At 62.1% G+C, this 16357-nt stretch carries 11 protein-coding genes and 1 pseudogene; 3 read left to right on the plus strand and 9 right to left on the minus strand.

The annotated features are described in order from the left end of the window. Positions 1-10 precede the first annotated feature (10 nt). Entirely contained in the window at positions 11-1258 is a 1248-nt protein-coding gene (gene kynU, locus LHFGNBLO_RS23845; protein ID WP_258601762.1) for a kynureninase, read from the minus strand. Between the two features lie 472 nt (positions 1259-1730). On the opposite strand from kynU, the gene lexA reads away from it, so the two are divergent. Further along, the gene (lexA, locus tag LHFGNBLO_RS23850) at positions 1731-2468 is read left to right on the plus strand and encodes a transcriptional repressor LexA (protein WP_258601763.1); all 738 of its coding nucleotides are present in this window, start codon (positions 1731-1733) and stop codon (positions 2466-2468) included. Here lexA and LHFGNBLO_RS23855 read toward each other — a convergent pair. Next, a pseudogene (locus tag LHFGNBLO_RS23855) lies at positions 2462-4925 on the minus strand (ComEC/Rec2 family competence protein). The gene lexA and the pseudogene LHFGNBLO_RS23855 overlap by 7 nt on opposite strands. 101 nt (positions 4926-5026) lie before the next feature. Between LHFGNBLO_RS23855 and gltX the strand changes: the two are divergent. Both gltX and gltA read left to right on the plus strand, forming a co-directional pair. Next, the gene (gltX, locus tag LHFGNBLO_RS23860) at positions 5027-6451 is read left to right on the plus strand and encodes a glutamate--tRNA ligase (RefSeq protein ID WP_258601764.1); all 1425 of its coding nucleotides are present in this window, start codon (positions 5027-5029) and stop codon (positions 6449-6451) included. A 179-nt stretch (positions 6452-6630) separates the two neighbouring features. Next, positions 6631-7959, plus strand: a complete 1329-nt coding sequence (gene gltA / locus LHFGNBLO_RS23865; RefSeq protein WP_258601765.1) for a citrate synthase — start codon at positions 6631-6633, stop codon at positions 7957-7959. Positions 7960-8004: 45 nt separating this feature from the next. On the opposite strand, the gene lpxB is transcribed toward gltA, so the two are convergent. The 7 genes from lpxB to rseP all read right to left on the minus strand — a co-directional run bounded on the left by lpxB (position 8005) and on the right by rseP (position 16258). Beyond that, a complete protein-coding gene (gene lpxB, locus LHFGNBLO_RS23870; RefSeq protein ID WP_258601766.1) occupies positions 8005-9183 on the minus strand; it encodes a lipid-A-disaccharide synthase in 1179 nt (392 codons plus the stop codon). Continuing rightward, on the minus strand, positions 9173-10075 hold the full coding sequence (locus LHFGNBLO_RS23875; RefSeq protein ID WP_258601767.1) for an LpxI family protein: 903 nt from the start codon (positions 10073-10075) through the stop codon (positions 9173-9175). Before LHFGNBLO_RS23875 ends, lpxB begins: the two co-directional genes overlap by 11 nt. Further along, positions 10062-10895 (minus strand): acyl-ACP--UDP-N-acetylglucosamine O-acyltransferase, encoded by an 834-nt coding sequence (lpxA, locus tag LHFGNBLO_RS23880; RefSeq protein WP_258601768.1) that lies wholly within the window; start codon positions 10893-10895, stop codon positions 10062-10064. Before lpxA ends, LHFGNBLO_RS23875 begins: the two co-directional genes overlap by 14 nt. A 13-nt stretch (positions 10896-10908) precedes the next feature. Further along, on the minus strand, positions 10909-11376 hold the full coding sequence (gene fabZ / locus LHFGNBLO_RS23885) for a 3-hydroxyacyl-ACP dehydratase FabZ (RefSeq protein WP_258601769.1): 468 nt from the start codon (positions 11374-11376) through the stop codon (positions 10909-10911). Next, positions 11369-12427, minus strand: coding sequence for a UDP-3-O-(3-hydroxymyristoyl)glucosamine N-acyltransferase (lpxD, locus tag LHFGNBLO_RS23890; RefSeq protein ID WP_258601770.1), 1059 nt, complete (start codon positions 12425-12427; stop codon positions 11369-11371). The genes fabZ and lpxD overlap by 8 nt, the downstream gene beginning before the upstream one ends. A 74-nt stretch (positions 12428-12501) precedes the next feature. Further along, the gene (gene bamA, locus LHFGNBLO_RS23895; RefSeq protein WP_258601771.1) at positions 12502-14898 is read right to left on the minus strand and encodes an outer membrane protein assembly factor BamA; all 2397 of its coding nucleotides are present in this window, start codon (positions 14896-14898) and stop codon (positions 12502-12504) included. 217 nt (positions 14899-15115) lie between these two features. Continuing rightward, positions 15116-16258 (minus strand): RIP metalloprotease RseP, encoded by a 1143-nt coding sequence (gene rseP / locus LHFGNBLO_RS23900; protein WP_258601772.1) that lies wholly within the window; start codon positions 16256-16258, stop codon positions 15116-15118. Positions 16259-16357: the final 99 nt, after the last annotated feature.

Raw genomic sequence — 16357 nt, forward strand, 5'->3', positions numbered from 1 at the left:
CCCTACGATCTCAGGTGACGGCCGCCTTGACGGCGAAGCGCGCATCCTTCCAGGCGCCGGTGCGCAAGATGTCTTCGAGCACTTCGACAGCCCGCCACACATCGGTGTAGCCGACATAGAGCGGGGTGAAGCCGAAACGCATGGTCGACGGCGCACGGAAATCGCCGATCACGCCACGTTCGATCAGCGCCCGCATGATTTGGTAGCCGTGCTCGTGCATGAACGAGATCTGGCTGCCGCGCATGGCGCCGTCGCGGGTGCTTTCCAGCGTGAGACCAAAGGCGCCGCACTTTGTCTCGACGAGTTCGATGAACAGGTCGGCCAGCGCAATGCTCTTGCTTCGCACTGCCGCCAGGTCGACATCGTTCCAGATGTCGAGCGCTCCCTTGAGCGTGCGCATCGACAGGACGGGCTGGGTGCCGCACAGAAACCGGCGGATGCCGATGCCGGCCGCGTAGCCTTGCTCGAAGGCGAAGGGCCGTGCATGGCCCCACCAGCCGCTGAGCGGCTGGGTGATATCGGCAAGATGGCGCTCCGCCGCGTAGATGAAGGCAGGAGCACCCGGGCCGCCGTTGAGGTATTTGTAGGTACAGCCGACGGCGAAATCGGCATTCGCCTTGTCCAGTTCGACCGGCATGGCACCTGCAGTATGGCAGAGATCCCAGACGATCAGCGCGCCGGCCTCATGGGCTCTGCGCGTCAGCGCCATCATGTCGCGCAATTCGCCCGACTTGTAGTTGACGTGGTTGACCAGCACCACGGCGACGCGTTCGTCGATCAGCTTCTCGATATCAGGCGCGTCGACGCCGGCGAGGCGCAGCACAGTGCCTTCTCGGGTCGAGACCACACCTTCGGCCATGTAAAGGTCGGTCGGAAAGCTGTCGCCCTCGGCGACGATGATTGACCGCCCCGGCCGCATTGCCATGGCGGCGTGCAGTACCTTGTAGATGTTGATCGACGTCGTGTCGCAGACCACTGTCAGCCCAGCCGCGGCGCCGATCAGGCGCCCGAGTTGGTCGCCGAGCTCAAGCGGCATGTCGAACCAGCCGGCCGTGTTCCAGGCGCGGATGAGATCGTGCGCCCATTCTTCGGTCGCAGCCTTGCGCAATTCATCGAAAGCGGCATGCGAAGCAGCCCCCAGCGAGTTGCCGTCGAGATAGACCACCCCTTGCGGCAGGACAAAGCGGTCGCGCATGGCGCGCAGGGGATCTGCGGCATCCATCGCCTCGATCGCCGCGAGATCGGGAATTCCCACCATGTTCAGTCTTCCTTGGTTGGTCGAAAACGGTTTCCGGTGTGCCAGAGAGCCAACCTTTAGAAAAGCCCGCGACAGACGCGAATTTCCAGATCGCGTACGGCTCTCCCCTCGAATGCGCCAACACCGACATGGTTAACCAATCGTTGGCGTTTTGGCTTCGTTTCGTTCACGGGAGATCAGACGAGAGTTTGATCAAGGTGTGACGGATATTGGCTTCTTTTGCCGGCTGGCCGACTGTACCAATCCACGCCTGCAAATAGCATGTATCGCGTAAACATAAACGAATTCAATGAGATCAGGCCCATTGCAATGAGAGGCGGTGGGGGATGGAGGCGTTGTTCGAGCGCCCGATGGTTTCCGCTACCCTAACTTATTCATTAAACTTTAAACGGTTGCGGAACACAACTGGAACAGATAGTGTTTGTTCTGGGTTTGTTTTTCTGATTCTGGTTTCAATCTCCTGGGGGCCGCCATGCTGACGCGCAAGCAACATGAACTTCTGATGTTCATCCATGAGCGGCTGAAGGAAAGCGGCATTCCGCCCTCGTTCGACGAGATGAAGGAAGCGCTCGACTTAGCCTCCAAGTCGGGAATCCATCGGCTGATCACGGCGCTGGAAGAACGCGGCTTCATTCGTCGGCTACCCAATCGCGCGCGCGCCCTGGAAGTGCTGCGCCTACCGGACTCGATTGCGCCCGGTCTCAACGCAGCGCGCAAATTCTCGCCAAGCGTCATTCAGGGCAGTCTTGGGCAGGGCGGCCTGGGGCGGCAAATCAAGCCGGCGCCGTCGCGCATGCCTTCGGCCGGCAATGACGACGATGTGGTTGCCGCAGTGTCCATCCCGGTGATGGGACGGATTGCAGCCGGCGTGCCGATCGACGCCATCCAGCACCAAACGCATTCGATCTCGGTGCCGCCGGACATGATCATGGGCGGCGAGCACTATGCGCTGGAGGTGAAGGGCGATTCGATGATCGAGGCCGGCATTTTCGATGGCGACACGGTCATTATCCGCAACGCCGACACGGCAAGCCCCGGCGAGATCATCGTGGCGCTGGTCGACGATGAGGAAGCGACATTGAAGCGGTTCCGCCGCAAGGGCGCCTCGATTGCCCTTGAGGCCGCCAACCCGGCCTATGAAACCCGCATTTTTGGTCCGGACCGGGTCAAGGTGCAAGGCAAGCTCGTCGGGCTGATCCGGCGCTATTGAGCCGGCTGGACGACTGATCTCTCGGGCTTTTGGTAGGGCGGCAGGCCTCTCGCCTCGCGCGAGAACTTTCGTTGGACGTGCCAGGGCCGATATGGCTTCTCGACGGCGAAAGTCGATCTCTGCCGGGCCGATTGCCGATTGCGGGTCGAAGAAGACGGCGGCGCTGCCCGAACGGGCAAGCTGCCGCTTGTTGACGATGAGGACCAGCGGATTGCGGCAAGGGTCGTAGGCGGTAGCGTCATTGATGATGATCAGGGTCGCGAAAGAACAGGCTTTCCATGCGTCCTTGCGGTCTTCGACATACGCAACGATCGCACCGGATGGATGCCGGGCGAGGCATAGTCCGGCCTTGCAATAGAATGGCGACCCCAGCGGCAAGCCGGCCGGGTCGGCGATGTCGAACTGCGCGTCTCCTCTTTCGAACGTCTCCGGCTCGACAATGGTTGCCGACGTCAGCGCATGTTTCCAGTTGTCGGTGGTGAATTCGTTCGAACGAACCCGGTTGACGGCAAGTTCACCGCCGCCGATCGGCAGCGCCACCAGATGGGCGTCCTCCGAAATCAGCACGTCGGGCGTACGTGTCTCGGAAATCGTCAGCAGTCCGGCGATGGCGAAGGGAAGTGCCGCAAGCCTAAGCCATGTCGTCGCCATGGTGGCGATGATCAGGGCGATCGTCGTCAGCAGCACCGATTGCAGCGAAATCAGTCCGACCGCATCGACCGGCGACCGCGCGGAGATCCACCCCGATATTGCGATCATCGCGGTCAGCCCCTTGCCCATCACATAGAGGAAAGGCCCATCGGCGCCGAACGGCATCGCCAGGGCACTGAGAACGGCGAACGGCATGACGACGAGCGAAACGATCGGCATGATGGCCAGGTTGGCGAACAGGCTGAGCGGCGACACACGCTGAAAATGCCAGATGGCGAAAAGCGCGGTGGCGCTTGCGGCGATGATGGAGGTCATTGCCAGACCGCCCATCCCCTGCACGAATTTTCGTGTGACAAAGCCGAGCGGCGAGCGTCGCGGTGGCGGCGCGGTGGCCTTGCCAGCGCGATAGTCTGACCAGCCGGCATAGGCGCCGACGAGGGCTGCGGTCGCGGCGAACGACATCTGGAAGCTCGGGCCGACCACCTCGTGCGGCGACACCAGGATAACGGCGATGGCCGAGATCGCCAGATTGCGCATGGTGAGCGCGGCACGGTCGAACAGCACGGCGACAAGCATGACCGCCAGCATGATGAAGCTGCGCTCGGCTGCGACGACGATGCCGGAAAAGACGAGATAGGCTGCGATGGAGACAAGCGCCGTCGCCGCTGCGTATTTCTTGACCGACCGGCGCGAGGAAAAATCCGGAAACAGAGCGAAGGCGCCGCGCAGCAGCGCCATGATGGTGCCGGCGACCAACGCCATGTGCAGGCCGGAGATGGAGATGATGTGGTAGATGCCGGTGCGCCGCATCGCCTCGTTGATCTCTTCCGGGATGCCGGCACGCACGCCAACGATGAGTGCCGCGGCAATCTCGCCTTCGGCACCGCCGACTTGAACCCGGATGTGGTCTGCGATACTCTCCCGCGCATTTTCGATCGCGGAAGAGACGCGCGCCGAAAACGGCGGCGCGCCTTCGGAGGGGACGATTTTCGGATTGCCGAGGAAAAAGCCGCTGGCACCGATGCCGGCGAAATAGCTGTCGAAGGAGAAATCGTAGCTGTCCGGCCGCACCGGGCCGGTCGGTGACAACAGCCGGACATAGCCGGTCACTACGGAACCGGCGGTCATCTCAGGGGGTATTTTTCGTGCCGAAAGCCTGACACGTTCCGGTGCATAGCGCAGCTTCGGCCGGGCGGTCGAAATCACGTCGATGGTCAGTCTGATGCGGCCATTGGCCATCTGATCGAGGCTGACGACACGGCCGGTCAGCCGCGTCTGGATTTCCGAACCAAGCATCTGCGTTCCGGCGCGCCAGGTTTCGACCTTGGCGGCGAGCACGCCGAGCCCGCACAGCATCACCACGATGAAGCACAGATGCGTTTTGGGCCACGACCGCGAGACAACGGCACAAAATGCCATCAGAACCACGACGGCGATGGGCTGCGCAAAGCCCGGCTCGTTCGTCAGCGAGAAATAGAAGATCACACCGGCCGCCAGAAAAACCGGCACCAGCAGGAAGGCGACGCCGCGGTCGAGTTCCGTGCCAGCGGCCTCGATGATGCTTTGGCGAAAGCTGGGCAATGAAAGGCGGCGGAGCCCTCTGCGGAAGCGGAAAACCGTTCCGGAGCTCGGCGCCGGCTTGGGACCATCCGGCGGCAACGGTTGGATACCGGGGCGCGGTGCGGGCAACAAAACCGGCATTTGCTCGGCATGCGGGATTTCGGCAAACAACGAGCGTTCGCTGACGCTTGCACCCGCGCCCTCGTCCGCGCCGCCATCGTCCACGCCCCGGCCACGTCCAGCCATCGGGTCTGCCCCTTGCGCCCTTGACCTCCTATGCTACATGAACGCGCAGCGCGCGAAAGTCCGCGCAACCGCACCCGCTTCCTACGTCTCCCGAGAGTTCCATGTCCGACAAGGTCGTCACTCGTTTTGCCCCCTCGCCCACCGGCTTCCTGCATATTGGCGGCGCGCGCACAGCGCTGTTCAACTGGCTGTATGCGAAGCACACCGGCGGCACGATGCTGCTGCGCATTGAGGACACCGATCGCGAGCGCTTCAACGAAGCGGCGACCCAGGCCATTCTGGATGGGCTGACATGGCTTGGCCTTTCCTGGGACGGCGAGGCCATATCGCAGTTCGAGCGCGCGCCGCGCCATCGCGAGGTGGCCGAGGAACTGGTGCGCCTGGGCAAGGCCTACTACGCCTACGAAACCCCTGCAGAACTGGAGGCGATCCGCGAGGCAGCGCGCGCCAAGGGCCTGCCGCCGCGCTATGACGGAAGCTGGCGCGACCGCGACCCGTCAGAGGCACCGCCAGGCGTCAAGGGCGCCATCCGCATCAAGGCGCCGAGCGAGGGCGAGACCGTGGTGGACGACCGCGTGCAGGGCGAGGTGCGCTTTCCCAACAAGGATCTCGACGACTTCATCATCCTGCGCTCGGATGGCAACCCGACCTACATGCATGCCGTCGTCGTCGACGATCACGACATGGGCGTCACCCACATCATCCGCGGCGACGATCATCTGACCAACGCCGCCCGCCAGACGGTGATCTACCGCGCCATGGGCTGGGACGTGCCGTCGATGTCGCATATTCCGCTGATCCATGGCGCCGATGGCGCCAAGCTGTCGAAACGGCACGGCGCGCTCGGTGTCGAGGCCTATCGCGCCATGGGCTACCTGCCCGAGGCGCTGCTCAACTATCTGGCCCGGCTCGGCTGGAGCCATGGCGACGACGAGATCATGTCGATCAAGGACATGATCGTGTGGTTCGACATCGGCGACGTCAACAAGGGCGCCGCACGCTTCGACTTCGCCAAGCTCGAGTCGATCAACGGCGCGCACATGCGCCGCATGGCCGATGCCGATCTGCTGGACATCTTCGTCGCCACCTTGCCGCATCTCGAAGGGGGGCCGGCGATCGCCGCGCGCCTCGACGACAAACGCAAGGCGCAGTTGCTTGCCGCCCTACCCGGTCTGAAGGAACGCGCCAAGACGCTGGTCGAGCTGGTCGACGGCGCCGCCTTCCTGTTCGTCGATCGCCCATTGCCGATCGACGAAAAGGCAGCGCTGCTGCTCAATGGCGAGGCGCGCGAGATCTTGGGCGGTGCTCACGCGGCGCTGAAAACACTTTCAGGTGATTGGACCGCCGCTGCGGCGGAAGCCGCGATCCGCGACTACGCGCTGGCCGGCGGCCACAAACTCGGTGCTGTGGCCCAACCGCTGCGGGCTGCGCTCACCGGCAAAAGCACTTCGCCCGGCGTGTTCGACGTGCTTGCCGTGCTCGGCCGGGAGGAAAGCTTGGCGCGCATCGCCGATCAAATCGATTAGGAGAACTGGCCCAAGAAGATTGGCATTGAAAGCTACGTTTCGCAGTGCAACATTAGGTCTTGGCCCAATCTGGCACGGACATCCAACCGCGGGCGCAAAGCGCGCGTTCCGATGCCTTCGACGTGTTGCGTTGCAGATATTTGCCTTTGCCGGCATGAGGAAACAAAAAGGAGTTTGCTATGACCGAAGCTGCGACGAAACTGGAATTTGGCGGCAAAACCCACGTGTCCACTGCAAAACTGGAACTCGGCGGCAAAACTCACGAGTTCAAGGTGCGAAGCGGTTCGGTCGGGCCTGATGTTATCGACATCGGCGCGCTCTATAGCACCACCGGAGCCTTCACCTACGATCCGGGCTTCACGTCGACGGCAAGCTGCGAGTCGGAAATCACCTTCATCGATGGCGACGCTGGCATTCTGCTGCATCGCGGCTACCCGATCGATCAGCTGGCCGAGCATGGCGACTTCCTCGAAGTCTGCTACCTCCTGCTCTATGGCGAGTTGCCGACCAAGGCGCAGAAGGACGACTTCGACTACCGGGTGACGCGCCACACGATGGTGCATGAGCAGATGTCGCGCTTCTTCACCGGCTTCCGCCGCGACGCGCACCCGATGGCGGTGATGTGTGGCGTGGTCGGCGCGCTGTCGGCCTTCTATCACGATTCCACCGACATCTCGGACCCATACCAGCGCATGGTCGCGTCGATGCGGCTGATCGCCAAGATGCCGACGATCGCGGCGATGGCCTATAAGTACCACATCGGCCAGCCGTTCATTTATCCGAAGAACGAGCTGAATTTCGCCGCCAACTTCCTGCATATGTGCTTTGCGGTGCCGTGCGAGGAATACAAGATCAACCCGGTGCTGGCGCGTGCAATGGAGCGTATCTTCATCCTGCACGCCGATCACGAGCAGAATGCCTCGACCTCGACCGTTCGTCTCGCCGGCTCGTCGGGCGCCAACCCGTTTGCCTGCATTGCCGCCGGCATCGCCTGCCTGTGGGGGCCGGCGCATGGCGGCGCCAACGAAGCGGCATTGAACATGCTGGGCGAGATCGGTCATGTCGACCACATCCCGGAATTCATAGCCCGCGCCAAGGACAAGAACGATCCGTTCCGGCTGATGGGCTTTGGCCACCGCGTCTACAAGAACTACGATCCGCGCGCCAAGATCATGCAGAAGACTGCGCATGAGGTTCTGGGCGAACTCGGCATCAAGGACGATCCGCTGCTCGATATCGCCATGGAGCTGGAAAAGATCGCGCTGACCGATGCCTATTTCATCGAGAAGAAGCTCTATCCGAACGTCGATTTCTATTCCGGCATCACGCTGAAGGCGCTGGGCTTCCCCACCACCATGTTCACCGTGCTGTTCGCGGTTGCTCGTACCGTCGGCTGGATCGCGCAGTGGAAAGAGATGATCGAGGATCCGCACCAGAAGATCGGTCGCCCGCGGCAGCTCTATACGGGTGCCCCGGAACGCGACTACGTGCCGATCGCCAAGCGGTGATCGACGACCCCTTGAGGTTAAAAAAGCGCCCGCAAGGGCGCTTTTTTAGTTGGAATGACGAAGTTTGATGTGGCGAAGAACGACGTCCGCGGCAATGTCGCCCGAGGGTTTGTCCGTGGCCATTCGTCTGGCAACTTCGGCAAAGCCGTCCTTTTGCCAGGTTCGATAGGCGGTGTCTGAAAACAAAGCCTCGAGCTGCCGCGCCAGATAGCGCGGCCGCACATACTGGTTGTAGCCTTCCGGCACGATGGGCCGGTCGGCGATCAGATTGGGCAAGGCGGCGCTCCACACCGTGATCAGACTCTGGACCATCCGCATGACCGGATCGAACTTGTAGCAGGAGATCATCGGCACGCCCGACAGCGCCAGCTCCAGCGACACTGTCCCCGATGCGATCAGCGCCGCATCGGCTTTGCCGAAGGCCTGCCATTTGCGCTCGGGATCGAGGATGATCTCCGGCTCTTGATCCCAGCGCGCGACCGAGGTTTTGACCAGATCGGCGACATGCGGCACCGTCGGCAACAGCAGGCGCAGGCTGTGTCCGCGCGCACGCAGGACCGCCACCGTCTCGCCGAACGAACCGATAAGCCGCTGCACTTCGCCGCGACGCGAGCCGGGCAGCAGAAGCAATGTCTTGACGCGATCCCCCGCTAGGTCGCGCGGCAGGCCCTGCGCCTTGGCGGCGGCAAGCACGCCTGGATCATGCGTAAGGCGATGCCCGACATAGGTGCCGGACGGGCCACCCAGGCGGCTGAGCTCCTTCACCTCGAAGGGTAGGATGCAAAGGATGTGGTCGACATAAGGCTTCATCGCCAGCGCCCTGCCCGGGCGCCATGCCCACACACTCGGGCAGACGTAGTGCACGATCGGGATTGCCGGGTCGGCGGCGCGCACCTTCTTGGCCACGCGCAGCGAAAAATCCGGGCTGTCGATGGTGATCAGACAGTCGGGTCTTTCACCGACGACCGCGCTTGCCGTCTGGCTGATCCGCCGCATCAGGCGCGGCAGGTCGCGCAGGATGGCGCTGAGCCCCATCAGCGCGATCTCACCACCGTCGAACAGCGGCACCATTCCAAGCGCCTGCAAATGCCGTCCGCCAATGCCTACGAGCTTGACCTCGCGGCCGGTCATGCGCTTGAGCGCCTGCACGATGTCGGCGCCAAGCAAGTCACCGGACTCCTCGCCGGCGACAATGGCGATCCTCAGCGGTTTCTCAACTGCCATGCACCGGCTCCGCTGCAGGCAGACCGACAATGAACAGGCCCAGCGCATTGGCGCGCGCGACGACCTTGGGACCTTCCAGGATCAGCGAGCGGCCAGCTTCGACGGCGATGCCGGCAAGTCCGGCGGCATGCGCCGCCTCGACCGTCTGTGGGCCAATGGATGGTAAGTCAGCGCGCAGTTCCTGACCGGGCTTGGCGCATTTGACCAGGACGCCGCGCGTCCTTCCAGCCAGCCGGCCATGGCCACGCAGCTGCCTTGTCCGCTCGAGCAGCCCGTCGGTACCCTCGATGCCTTCGAGCGCAATGGTCCGGCCGCCAACCGCAACCGCCGCTTGGCCGATATCCAGTGCGCCGATAGCCTTTGCCGCCGCATGGGCCGCCTCGATATCGCGCCAATCGGATTTTCGTGGCGCCGCCTTGGTCAGCGTGCCCTCTGCCGCGACCAGCTCCGGGACGATCTCATGGGCGCCGACAACCTTGATGCCGCCGCGTTCGATCCTGCGGACGAACAGTTTCAGCACGCTGTCGTCGCCACGGCTTACACCCACAAGCAGGGTGGGTACCCAGGCGAGCAGGCCGAGGTTGAGGCGCATGGCGCTCAGCCTGGGACGGCGCGTGATATGGCCGGCCGTCACCAGATGGGTAACATGATGATTTTTGAGCGTCGGCAGCAGCGAGCCGAGATCTTCAAGCATCAATGTCGTTTGCTCGTAGGAGTCGAAGTCGGAAACCCGGTCGACCTCGCCTGCCGCCATCACGACGAACGGGGATTTGCCTTGCCGGGCCAGCGCCCGGGCAATTTCGACCGGAAGGCTACCGCCACCGGCAATGATGCCGACCTTGGCGCCTGGCGGGAGTTCAAGGTCCGTCCCAGTGACCTCAGTCTTCATCATCGGCATCGTCGCCGCCGCCACCCCTGAGCGACGGGACGGCATAGTGCCGCTTGCCGCGACTGACGATGAAATCGATGATTTTCATGGCGGTCGGCGACGAGGCGAACTCGGCCTTGGCGAATTCGATGTTCTCGCCGACGGTTCGGGAGCGATCGAAGATTGTTTTGTAGGCCTTGCGCAACTGATGTATCTCGGCGCGCGGCAAGCCGATGCGCTTCAGGCCGATGATGTTGAGGCCGCGCAGGCTGGCGCGATTGCCGACGGCAATCGCATAGGGAATGACGTCGCCGACGACGGCCGAGCAGCCGCCGATGAAGGCGTTGTTGCCGATGCGGACAAATTGATGAACAGCCGTCAGGCCGCCGATATAGACACTGTCGCCGATCTCGCAATGGCCACCCAACGTCGCGCCATTGGCGAAAGTGGCGTTCTTGCCGACGATGCAATCATGGGCAATGTGGGCGTAGGCCAGGAAGTTGCCGTTGTCGCCGACAGTCGTCTCGCCACGGCTGGAATCGGTGCCACGATGCATGGTGACGCCTTCGCGGATCGTGCAGTTCTCGCCGATGACCAGGGTGGTGCGGCCGCCCTTGTGCTTGGTGTTTTGCGGAGGGCCGCCCAGTATCGCCATCGGATAGACCTTGGTCGAAGCCCCGATGGTGGTCGCGCCCATCACCGAGACATGGCTGACCAGTTCGACGCGGTCGCCGATCACGGCGTCGGCGCTGACGTGGCAAAAAGGCCCGATGCGGGCGCCTTCACCGATTTGAGCGCCTTCCTCGATGACCGACGAGGGATGGATGGATGTCTGGATTTTCATAAGCATTCGATCGTCAGTCGCTGGTGACCATCATCGCCGAAATCTCGGCTTCCGCGGCCTTGGCCCCGTCCACCAATGCTTCACAGGCGAATTTGAGCAGGTTGCCGCGTTTCTTGATTTTCTTGACATAAATCTTCAGCTGGTCGCCGGGAACGACCGGCTTGCGGAATTTGGCGTTGTCGATGGTCAGGAAATAGACCAGTGACGGCTTTTCGGTGGCAAGGCTGCGGATGCAGATGGCACCGGCGGTTTGCGCCATGGCCTCGACGATCAGCACGCCCGGCATGACCGGCTGCTCCGGGAAATGGCCCTGAAAATGCGGCTCGTTTATGGTCACGTTCTTGATGCCAACGGCGGAGTCGTCGCCATCGATGTCGATGATGCGGTCGATCATCAGGAACGGATAGCGATGCGGCAGGAGCCTCATCAGCCCCATTATGTCGACCGCTTCCAGCGTCGTCGCCGCCGTCATCTTAGCCATTTCCTCCGTCGCCCTGCTTGCGCGTCCTGGCCAGCTTGCGCAGCATGGCAATCTCGCGCATGGCTTCCGCCATCGGCTGCGCCGGATAGCCTCCCCAGATCTCGCCGGCAGGGACGTTGCTCATGAATCCACTTCTCGCGGCAAGCTTGGCCCCTGCCCCTATGGTCAAATGATCGGCAAGACCGACGCCGCCGCCCATGGTGACGTTGTCGCCTACAGTTACCGAACCGGAAATACCCGAAAGTCCGGCCACTATGCAATTGCGGCCGATGCGAACGTTATGGGCGATCTGCACCAGATTGTCGATCTTGGTGCCCTGGCCGATGATCGTGTCCGACATGGCGCCGCGATCGACCGTTGTGTTCGAGCCAATCTCGACGTCATCCTGGATGATGACACGGCCGATCTGCGGGACACGCTCGGGACCCTTGGCGCCAGCCACGAAACCGAAGCCGTCCTGGCCTATCCTGGCGCCGCCGTGGATGATGACGCGGTTGCCGATCAGGGCATACTGAACGCTGGCGCCTGGACCAATGTAGCCGTCGCGGCCAATCTGGCTTGAGGGGCCGATAACGGCATTGGGGGCAATGACGGTTCCGCTGCCAATGGAAGCGCGGGGGCCGATGATGGCGCCGGCCTCGATGATGGCGCCGGCCTCGACACGCGCCGACGGATCGACATGAGCATGCGGCGAGACCCCGGTTTCGCTGGTCATCGGCCCAGGCGTCGCTGCCGCCGGGAAAAGAAGGCGTCCGACCATCGCGAAAGCCTGTTGCGGGCGCGGATGGACGAGTACCGCAATCCCGGCCGGCGCCTTGCTTACAAAATCGGCGGGACAGAGAACCGCCGCTGCGCTCAGGGATTGCATCAGCGCGAGGTTGCGCTTGCCGTCGACGAAAACGAGCGCATTCTCGCCGCCTTCGTTTGCCGGGGCCAAGGCCTCGATCGATATGTGGGACAGGTCGGAATCGACAAGCATCGAGCCGGTCAGATTCGCGACTTCGCCAGCCGTATACCGGCGTGAGGGCGCGAAGAACACCGGATCGGTCATTCCAGAAGCAATATCCAGCTAGATCGGCTCATTTTCTTCCGGGCCCCAACGGCCCGGAAGCATCGTCACCCGGATCAGAAGCGGGTCGATATGCCGAAGTTGAATTCCTGCACGTCGTCGGTCGCTTCCTTCTTGACCGGGATCGCGTAGTCGATGCGGATCGGACCAAAGGGCGATGCCCACATCAGGCCGACGCCGACCGAGGCACGCAATTGCATGTCGACCGTCGACTGATTGACCAAGGAAGCATCGACCTTGCTGCCGTACAGCGTTGCCGCATCGGCAAACACCGCGCCGCGCAGGCCAAAGCTTTCCGGGATGACCGGCAGCGGGAACTGGGCCTCTGCCGAGGCATTGAAATAGGTCGTGCCGCCGAGATGATCGCCACTGGTGCCTACGGCGACCGGGCCGATGCCGCCATAGGCGAAGCCTCGGATCATGCGGTCGCTGCTCTGGAAATGGTCAAAGATGCGCAGGCCATCGTCGCCGTAGCCCTCTATATGCCCAGCGCCGCCCGAAACCAGGCCGACCAGGTCCAACTGCTCGGACAAGGTCTGGTAGACGCTCGTGCGTCCCGTGACCTTGACGAATTGGGCGTCGCCGCCGAGGCCCGCCACTTCCGTGGTGACGTTGGCATAAATGCCGTCATGCGGGTTCTTCATATCGTCGATGGTGTTGTAGACCAGGCCGAGGCTGACCGACGATTTAATCCAAGGGCTATCCGCAATTCCCTCAACGATAGCTTGGGACACGTCGCAGTCTGCGTCAGGAATCCCGTCGCCAGGTGCGTTGCCCGGGACAGCAGGATTGTCATCGCAACCGTCGTCGAGTTTGTACTTCTCCTGAGCGATATTGTACGCCAGCTGCGTCGAGATGTTGTCGGTGATCGGCAGGCCGAAGCGAACGGTCGCGCCCAGCGTTTCGCTGTCGTAGTGGTCGTAGTTGCGGGTCTGCTGGAATATGTCGAAGCCGGCGGCAATGCGCCGTCCGAGGAAATAGGGTTCGGTGAAGGAGAGGCTGTAGTCGCGCGAATTCTTGCCGCCGCCCGCCGAAACCTTGATGAACTGGCCGCGACCGAGGAAGTTGCGCTCGGTAATCGATCCTTCAACCGATGGACCCGCTGTATCACCACCGGTCGAATAGCCGGCGCCGACCGAGAACTCGCCGGTCGACTTCTCGACCACGTCGACCACCAGCACAACCTGATCGGGCTGGGCGCCGGGCACGGTCGAAATTTCGACTTTTTCAAAATAATTGAGGGCTTCCAGCCGCTTCTTCGCGCGCTGGATGAGAACCTGGTTGAAAGCGTCGCCTTCGCTGACGTCGAATTCGCGGCGAATGACATAGTCGCGCGTCCGATCGTTGCCGCGAATCTCGATGCGCTCGATATAGGCCTTGGTGCCTTGATCGATCGTATAGACAACAGAAATGGTGTGATTCTCGAAATTGCGGTCGCCACGCGGCGTCACCTGGGCGAAGGCATAGCCCGACCCCGCGACCTTCTCGGTCAGGGCGATGATGCTGTCCTCGACATCCTTGGCGTTGTAGACGTCGCCCTTGTGCGTCTGGACCACCGACTGCAGCGAATTGCCGTCGACCTCAGGGATCGTGCTCTCGACGCTGACATCACCGAATGTGTAACGCTCGCCTTCCTGCACGGTGATGGTGACCGTGTACTTGTTCGTGGTGTCGTCGAGCTCGCCGACCGCGGAAACAACCTGGAAGTCGGCATAGCCGTGATTGTAATAGAAACGCCGCAGCAGCTCCTGGTCGGCGCGCAGCTTGTCGTCGTCATAGACGTCGTCACGCAGCACGAACGAAAGCCAGGTCGAGCGCTTGGTGGCGATGACATCGGACAGACGGCGGCTCGAATAGGCACTGTTGCCGACGAAATTGATCGAAGCGATCTGGGTGCGGCCGCCTTCGTTGATGTTGAAGACCACGTTCACGCGGTTGTCGCCAAGATCCATGATCTGCGTGGTCACAGCGGCATCGTCGCGGCCAATTCGGCTGTAAGCGGCCTTGACCGCCTCGACGTCGGCATCGAGCGCTGCCTGTGAGAACGTACCGCGCGGCTTCAACTGGACCGCAGCCGCAAGGGCATTGTCCTTGAGCTTCTTGTTGCCCTGGAACAGGACCTGGTTGACGACCTGGTATTCGGAAACCTTGATGACCAGCGCCGAACCGACCTGGTTGATCTGAACATCCGAGAACAGCCCGGTGCCGAACAGCGCCTTGACCGCATCATCGATATCGGAGCTGGAGAAGGCCTTGCCCGGCTTGATTGTGACGTAGTTGCGGATGGTGTCGGCGTCGACACGCTGGTTGCCGCTGACTTCCACTCTGCTGACGACAGCCGCCTCGGCCGAGGATGTGGCAACGAACTGAACTGCGAGCGCGCCTGGTACAACCAGCGCGGCGGACATGGCCACCGCGGACGCGGCGCTCAAAAACTTGGATGCTGCCTTCATCGGGCTTTATAACCTTTTCTCGAAGTCCCCACGGCGAGAAAACCGGACGTGCGGTAATTTCCCCTACCGTATTAACCGGATTTTCCCTACACGCAAGGCTTCTGGTTAATTTGTATTTACTTAGCTCTGATGCGTGGCTTTCGCGTCACGCATATCCCCACGCATGGTAAACGGCGTCTCAACATTGGTCGTGCCGAAGCCAAATTTCTTCATGATTTCAGCACCCAAACAGATCGTTCCAGAAAACGAACCCCATGAAGCCCAGCACCAGAATCATGCCGGCCCGATAGGCCATTTCCATCATCCGTTCCGACACCGGCCGCCGGATGACGGCCTCCACGCCGTAGAACAGGAGATGGCCGCCGTCGAGAGGGGGAATCGGCAAAAGGTTGAGAATCCCTATGCCGACCGACAGCAAGGCAACGAGTTGTACGAGCCATTCGAAGCCCAGTTTTGCAGCCTTGCCTGCCATGTCGGCTATCTTCACCGGGCCGCCAAGCTGGCACTTGTCTTCGCGGCCGATGACGAAACGCTGCAGGAACTGACCCGTACGCTGGATGATGTGGCCGGTTTCCTCGACTGCTGCCGCCAGCGCACCGGCCGGGCTGTAGGTGATCAACCGGGGCTGACCGAGTTCCTTGTTGTTGACGACACCGATCACGGCCAGCTTGATCTTGTTGCCAAGCGCATCCGTCTGCTCCATCAGCTCCGGCGTCGCGATGACGGTGATTTCCTTGCCGTCGCGCAGCATGGTGAAGGTGATGGCGTCGCCGCCGCGGCCTGAAACCAGGCGCTGGACGTCGGCAAAGGTTTCGACCTTGTTGCCGTCGACGGCGACGAATCGGTCGCCTGGCAAAATGCCGGCCTTGGCCGCCGGGCTTTCAGCTGTGACCTGTGCCACCATCGGCTCCGCGACATAGCGGCCATAGGCGGAAAACAGCACGGCAAAGACGGCGATCGTCAGCAGGAAATTGAACAGCGGCCCGGCAAACACCGTCGCCGCGCGTTTCCAGATCGGCTGCGTGTGGAAGGCGACCTTGCGCTCCGCGTCGGTCAGCGTCTCCAAGTCTTCCGAGCTGGGCTGACTCGACGTGGCGTTCATGTCGCCGACGAATTTGACGTAGCCGCCAAGCGGTATGGCGCAGAGTTTCCAGCGCGTGCCGTGGCTGTCGTTGAAACCGAAGAGTTCGGGACCAAAACCGATCGAAAAGGCTTTCACGCCGATGCCACACCAGCGGCCAACGAGGTAATGACCCATTTCGTGGACGAACACGACCACGGTCAGCACGAACAGGAAAGGCACCAGTGTGCCGAGGACGAAGCCTTCCGTGCTGAAGATCGCGTGAAGAAACTCGTTCAATTCATGCCCTCAAATTCACCCACGGCGCGGCTGGTGCCGACTGTGACATCAATCCAGGCAAATCCGTGGCGTGCGCCCCGTTCTTCGCCGTGCAAACAC

This window comes from Mesorhizobium sp. AR10 (assembly GCF_024746795.1).
In the GTDB taxonomy this organism is placed as follows: domain Bacteria; phylum Pseudomonadota; class Alphaproteobacteria; order Rhizobiales; family Rhizobiaceae; genus Mesorhizobium.

Excerpts from the sequence above, each read along its gene's own strand:
- kynU (WP_258601762.1), bottom strand. The coding sequence starts at position 1,258 with ATGGTGGGAATTCCCGATCTCGCGGCGATCGAGGCGATGGATGCCGCA.
- lexA (WP_258601763.1), top strand. The coding sequence starts at position 1,731 with ATGCTGACGCGCAAGCAACATGAACTTCTGATGTTCATCCATGAGCGG.
- gltX (WP_258601764.1), top strand. The coding sequence starts at position 5,027 with ATGTCCGACAAGGTCGTCACTCGTTTTGCCCCCTCGCCCACCGGCTTC.
- gltA (WP_258601765.1), top strand. The coding sequence starts at position 6,631 with ATGACCGAAGCTGCGACGAAACTGGAATTTGGCGGCAAAACCCACGTG.
- lpxB (WP_258601766.1), bottom strand. The coding sequence starts at position 9,183 with ATGGCAGTTGAGAAACCGCTGAGGATCGCCATTGTCGCCGGCGAGGAG.
- LHFGNBLO_RS23875 (WP_258601767.1), bottom strand. The coding sequence starts at position 10,075 with ATGATGAAGACTGAGGTCACTGGGACGGACCTTGAACTCCCGCCAGGC.
- lpxA (WP_258601768.1), bottom strand. The coding sequence starts at position 10,895 with ATGAAAATCCAGACATCCATCCATCCCTCGTCGGTCATCGAGGAAGGC.
- fabZ (WP_258601769.1), bottom strand. The coding sequence starts at position 11,376 with ATGGCTAAGATGACGGCGGCGACGACGCTGGAAGCGGTCGACATAATG.
- lpxD (WP_258601770.1), bottom strand. The coding sequence starts at position 12,427 with ATGACCGATCCGGTGTTCTTCGCGCCCTCACGCCGGTATACGGCTGGC.
- bamA (WP_258601771.1), bottom strand. The coding sequence starts at position 14,898 with ATGAAGGCAGCATCCAAGTTTTTGAGCGCCGCGTCCGCGGTGGCCATG.